Consider the following 5,489-nt stretch of genomic DNA (forward strand, 5'->3'; position numbering starts at 1 on the left):
AGGGGAGGGGGCCGGGGGGTGGGGTAACACGCTAGGGTAGCTTTACTACATGAAACTTCTCCCTTTCCTTTTCGCCGCCCCCCTCCTCGCCCAAGCCCAGACGCCGCCGATGTCGCAGCGCATGGCCGATGCCTTTATGACCCGGCAACCCGACTCCATCGTGGTGGGCGGGCGCAGCACGGCCCGCTGGGACTACGAGCAGGGCCTGATGAACCGCGCCCTGGAGCGCGTGTGGCAGCGCAGCGGCAACCCCAAGTACTACAGCTACATCAAGAAAAACATCGACCAGTTTGTGAATGCGGATGGCAGCATCCGCACCTACAAAATGGAAGATTACAACCTCGACAACCTGGCCGTGGGCCACGCCGTGCTGCTGCTGGCCCAGGTGTCGCAGGGGTCGGCGGCCGACCAGGCCAAGTACCGCGCCGCCGCCGCCACCCTGCGCAAGCAGCTCGACACGCAGCCGCGCACCAAGGCTGGCGGCTTCTGGCACAAGCAGAAATACACCAACCAGATGTGGCTCGACGGCCTCTACATGGCCGAGCCGTTCTACGCCGAGTACAGCGCGCTCACCAACGACAGCAAGGGTTTTGATGACGTAGCCAAGCAGTTTGCGCTCATCGAAAAGAACCTCGTAGACCCCAAAACCGGCCTGCTCTACCACGGCTACGACGAAAGCCGTGAGCAGAAATGGGCCAACAAAACCACCGGCCAGTCGCCCAACTTCTGGGACCGCGGCATCGGTTGGTACGCGATGGCGCTGGTGGACGTGCTCGACTACCTGCCCGCCGGTAGCCCGCACCGCGCCGAGCTTATCAAGGACATTCAGCGCCTGGCCCCCGTTTTAGCAAAATACCAGGATGCCAAAACCGGCACCTGGAGCCTCGTGATGGGCCAGGAAGCCCGCAAGGGCAACTACGCCGAGGCCTCGGGCTCCAGCATGTTCGTGTACGCGCTGGCTAAAGGCGCGCGCCTGGGCTACCTCGACAAGAAGTACGCGGCCATAGCGAAGAAGGGCTACGACGGCCTGGTAAAGAGTTTCGTGGCTACCGAAAACGGCGCGCTGGCCCTAAACGGCACCGTGAGCGTGGGCGGACTGGGCGGCTCGCCCTACCGCGATGGCTCGTTTGAGTACTACCTCAGCGAGCCGCTGCGCCAAAACGACCTCAAGGGCGTGGGGCCGTTCATCCTGGCGAGCGTGGAAATGGAAATCGCGGCCGAGAATGCCGTGGGCCAGGGCAAAACCGTGGGATTGGATTATTACTTCAACCACGAGATGCGCAAAAATGCCTTCTCCGGGCAGCCCGAGCAGTGGCACTACACCTGGGAAGAGCGCACGCACGGCGGCTTCTGGCTCTGGGGCAACCAGCTGCGCGAGCTGGGTGCGAAGACGGTGGCCGTGCCCGGCGCACCCACGGCCGCTACGCTCAAACCCTTGAGCGTCTACATCATTGTAGACCCTGATACGAAGAAAGAAAACCCAAACCCGAACTACATTCAGCCCGCCGACAGCAAGGCGATTACCGATTGGGTGAAGGCCGGCGGCGCGCTGGTGCTACTGGCCAACGACACGGCCAACTGCGAGATAAAGCACTTCAACGAGCTGGCTAAGAACTTCGGCATACAGTTCACTGACAAGAGCATCAACATGGTGCAGGGCAGCCAGTTTGAGCAGGGGCGCGTGGACCTCACGGGCGGCCGGGTGGTTTTTCCGCAGGCTAAGACGGCTTACGTGAAGGAGCTATCGGTGCTGGGGCTGCAAGCGCCGGCCAAGCCGCTGGTGAGCAACGCGGGCGGGCAGGTCATTATGGCGACGGCCACGCTGGGCAAGGGCAAGGTCTTCGTGCTCGGCGACCCGTGGCTGTACAACGAGTACGTGGACGGGCGGAAAATCCCGGCCGTATATGAAAATTTTCAGGCGGGCAAGGATTTGGGGCGCTGGCTGCTGGCAAAATAAAACCTGCCGATAGGTGGATACAGCACGGCGCGGCGCTACTTTCGCCGTCAAACTAGCCACTCCAAGCCATTTAGTTTCCCACCTTGAACAAGCTCGCTACCCTCGACTACGTCGTCTTTTTCGTCTACTTTCTCATAGTAGCCGGCTACGGCATCTGGATTTACAACCGCAAAACCGGCCACGACGGCACGGTGGAGGGTGACTCGAAAGACTACTTCCTCGCCGAAGGGTCGCTGACGTGGTGGGCCATCGGCTCGTCGCTCATCGCCTCCAACATCTCGGCCGAGCAGTTTGTGGGCATGGCCGGCTCGGGCTTCAAAATCGGCCTCGCCATTTCGGCCTACGAGTGGATGGCGTCGGTGACGCTCATCATCGTGGCCACGTTCTTCATCCCGGTGTATCTGAAGAATAAAATCTTCACCATGCCGCAGTTCCTCAGCCAGCGCTACAACGGCACGGTAGCCATGATTATGGCCATTTTCTGGCTGGCGCTGTACGTGGTGGTTAACCTGACTTCGATTCTGTACCTCGGCGCTATTGCCGTAAGCAGCGTATCGGGCCTGAACCTCACGTTTTGTATGTACGCGCTGGCCATCGCCGCCGTCATCATCACGCTGGGCGGCATGAAGGTTATCGGCTTCACCGACGTTATTCAGGTATTCTTCCTGATTCTGGGCGGTTTGGCTACTACCTACCTGGCGCTCAACCTCGTATCGGAGCATTTCGGCACTACGGGCGTAGTCAACGGCTTTAACCTGCTGATGAACGAAGCCAACACGCACTTCCACATGATTGTGAAGCGCGACGACCCCAACTACCTCGACCTGCCCGGCCTGACGGTGCTGCTCGGCGGCCTCTGGATTGTAAACCTCAACTACTGGGGCTGCAACCAGTACATCACGCAGCGCGCCCTGGGTGCCGACCTGCCCACCGCCCGCGGCGGTCTGCTCTTCGCCGCCTTCTTGAAAATGCTGATGCCCGTAATCGTGGTACTGCCTGGCATCGCGGCTTACGTATTGTACAAAGAGAACGTGTTCGGCGCTACTGAATTTGGCTCGGGCGCTGACCTCAACCCCGACCGCGCTTACCCGGTGCTGCTCAACATCTTGCCGATTGGCTTGAAAGGTTTGTCGTTTGCGGCGCTGACGGCTGCCGTAGTAGCCTCGCTGGCCGGTAAGGCCAACTCGATTGCGACCATCTTCACGCTCGACGTGTACAAGAAGGTGCTGAATGAGAACGCCTCGGAGAAGAAGTTGGTAGCCGTGGGCAAAATCTCGGTGGTCGTGGCCATGCTGCTCGGCATCCTGATTGCGCCGCACCTGGGCATCGATAAGAAGGGTGGTTTCCAGTTCATTCAGGAGTACACGGGCTTCGTGTCGCCGGGCATTTTCGCTATGTTCATCCTGGGCTTCTTCTGGAAGAAAACGACCTCGGGCGCGGCGCTGTTCGCCACCATCGGCGGCTTCCTGTTCTCGATTGTGCTCAAGTTCCTGCCCGGTATGATGGACCTCTCGTTCCTGGCCCCGGTAGGCTTCGCCGTGAAGCCCGAAGGCTCGAACATCTACGAAATTCCGTTCCTCGACCGCATGGGCATCGTGTTCGTGTTCTGCATCGTGGGCATGATGCTTATCAGCCTCATCCAGGGCAAAGGCCAGGCTAGCCCCAAGGGCCTCGAAATCGACTCGAGCATGTTCCGCCCCAACCGCAGCTTCGCCATCGGTTCGGTTATCGTGCTGGCTATCATCACCGCGCTTTACACCATTTTCTGGTAAGCTGCGCGCAACTCCGGGCTCGGTAGGGCTGTGGGGAAGCGCGGGCTCACCGGCCTTGCTTTTCCACCCTACCCTTTGCTATGCCGCGCATTGCTAAAACCTCGTTGCTGACTTTTACCGGGCTCTGTGCTCTGGCCTTCGCGGCCAGGGCGCAGAGCCCGGCTGTTTCTGGCCTGTCGCAGGTCTGGGTGCCCGATTTGGGCAACGGCTCTTATAAAAACCCCGTGCTCTACGCCGACTACTCCGACCCCGACGTGGTGCGGGTGGGCAGCGACTACTACCTCACTTCGTCGAGCTTCAGCTCAGTGCCGGGCTTGCAAATCTTACACTCCAAAGACCTGGTAAACTGGTCGATAATCGGCACCGCACTGCCCGTGCAGCTGCCCCGCACCCGCTACGACCAGCCGCAGCCCGGCAACGGCGTGTGGGCCCCCGCGCTGCGCTTTCACCGGGGCGAATTTTACCTCTACTACCCCGACCCCGACCTGGGTATCTTCGTGGTGAAGGCCAAAAACCCGGCCGGCCCGTGGTCGGCCCCGGTGTGCATGAAGGCCGCCAAGGGCTGGATAGACCCTTGCCCCTTCTGGGATGAAGACGGCCGCGCCTACCTCGTCCACGCCTTTGCGGGCAGCCGGGCAGGCATCAAAAGCGTCATCCACGTGAGCGAAATGGCGCCCGACGGGCTGAGCTTGCTGGGCGAGGACAAGCTGGTTTTTGACGGGCACAAAGACCACCCGACCATTGAGGGCCCGAAGTTTTACAAGCGCCACGGCTACTACTACATCTTTGCGCCGGGCGGCGGCGTGCCCACCGGCTGGCAGGTAGCGCTGCGCTCGAAGAGCGTGTTCGGCCCCTACGAAGACAAGATTGTAATGGCCCAGGGCCAGTCGAAAACCAACGGCCCGCACCAGGGCGCGTGGGTCGATACGCCCGATGGCAAGCAGGACTGGTTTGTGCATTTCCAAGACCAGGAGGCTTACGGCCGGGTGGTGCATTTGCAGCCCCTGACCTGGAAAAACGACTGGCCCGTCATCGGCCTCGACCCCGACGGCGACGGCACCGGCGAGCCCGTGCAAACCTACCGCAAGCCCGCCGTGCCGGGTAAAACAGCCCTGGCCACGCCCGCCACCTCCGACGAATTCACCAGCAAAACGCTGGGCCTACAGTGGCAATGGCAGGCCAACCCGCAGCCCGCCTGGTACTCACTCACGGCCGCGCCGGGTAGCGTGCGCCTGGCCGCCGCGCCGCGCCCGGCCGACTACCAGAACTTCTGGCAGGTGCCCAGCCTACTGTTGCAAAAGCTGCCCGCCGAGCAGTTCACGGCCACCACCAAGCTCACCTTTACTCCCAAAGCCGAAGGCGAAAAAGCCGGCCTCGTGATGATGGGCATGGATTACGCCTACCTGGCCGCCACCTACCGGGCCGGCCGGCTGGAGCTGGCGCAAACCTTTTGCCTGAAAGCCGACAAGGGCGGCGCTGAAACCGCTTCCGCGCCTGTGACGGTGCCATTGGGGCAGCCGCTGTACCTGCGCGTGGCAGTGCGGCCAGGGGCCAGGTGCCAGTTTAGCTACAGCCTCGATGGGCAACAGTTTACGCCGCTGGGTGCCGAGTTTCCGGCCCGCGAGGGTAAGTGGGTAGGCGCGAAAATGGGCGTGTTTTGCTTAGGCGCTGGCGCGACGGCCACGGCGGGGTATGCCGATGTCGATTGGTGGCGGGTGACGCCGTAGGCGGCCCAGGCGCGTGGCACCTCACCCCCCGGC

3 protein-coding genes are annotated in these 5,489 nt (G+C 61.8%); all 3 read left to right on the forward strand.

Annotated features, from left to right (window positions below):
• The first annotated feature begins 49 nt into the window (after positions 1 to 49).
• The 3 genes from VFO93_RS08730 to VFO93_RS08740 all read left to right on the forward strand — a co-directional run bounded on the left by VFO93_RS08730 (position 50) and on the right by VFO93_RS08740 (position 5,456).
• Entirely contained in the window at positions 50 to 1,957 is a 1,908-nt protein-coding gene (locus VFO93_RS08730; RefSeq protein ID WP_325133978.1) for a glycoside hydrolase family 88 protein, read from the forward strand.
• An 83-nt stretch (positions 1,958 to 2,040) separates the two neighbouring features.
• Positions 2,041 to 3,729 carry a sodium/sugar symporter gene (locus tag VFO93_RS08735; RefSeq protein ID WP_325133979.1) on the forward strand — a complete coding sequence of 563 codons (1,689 nt, stop codon included), beginning with the start codon at positions 2,041 to 2,043 and terminating at the stop codon, positions 3,727 to 3,729.
• Positions 3,730 to 3,809: 80 nt separating this feature from the next.
• Positions 3,810 to 5,456: a glycoside hydrolase 43 family protein gene (locus VFO93_RS08740; protein WP_325133980.1), complete on the forward strand. Its 1,647-nt coding sequence runs from the start codon at positions 3,810 to 3,812 to the stop codon at positions 5,454 to 5,456.
• The last annotated feature ends 33 nt before the right edge of the window (positions 5,457 to 5,489 follow it).

It is taken from the genome of Hymenobacter sp. (genome assembly GCF_035709525.1).
Lineage (GTDB): Bacteria > Bacteroidota > Bacteroidia > Cytophagales > Hymenobacteraceae > Hymenobacter.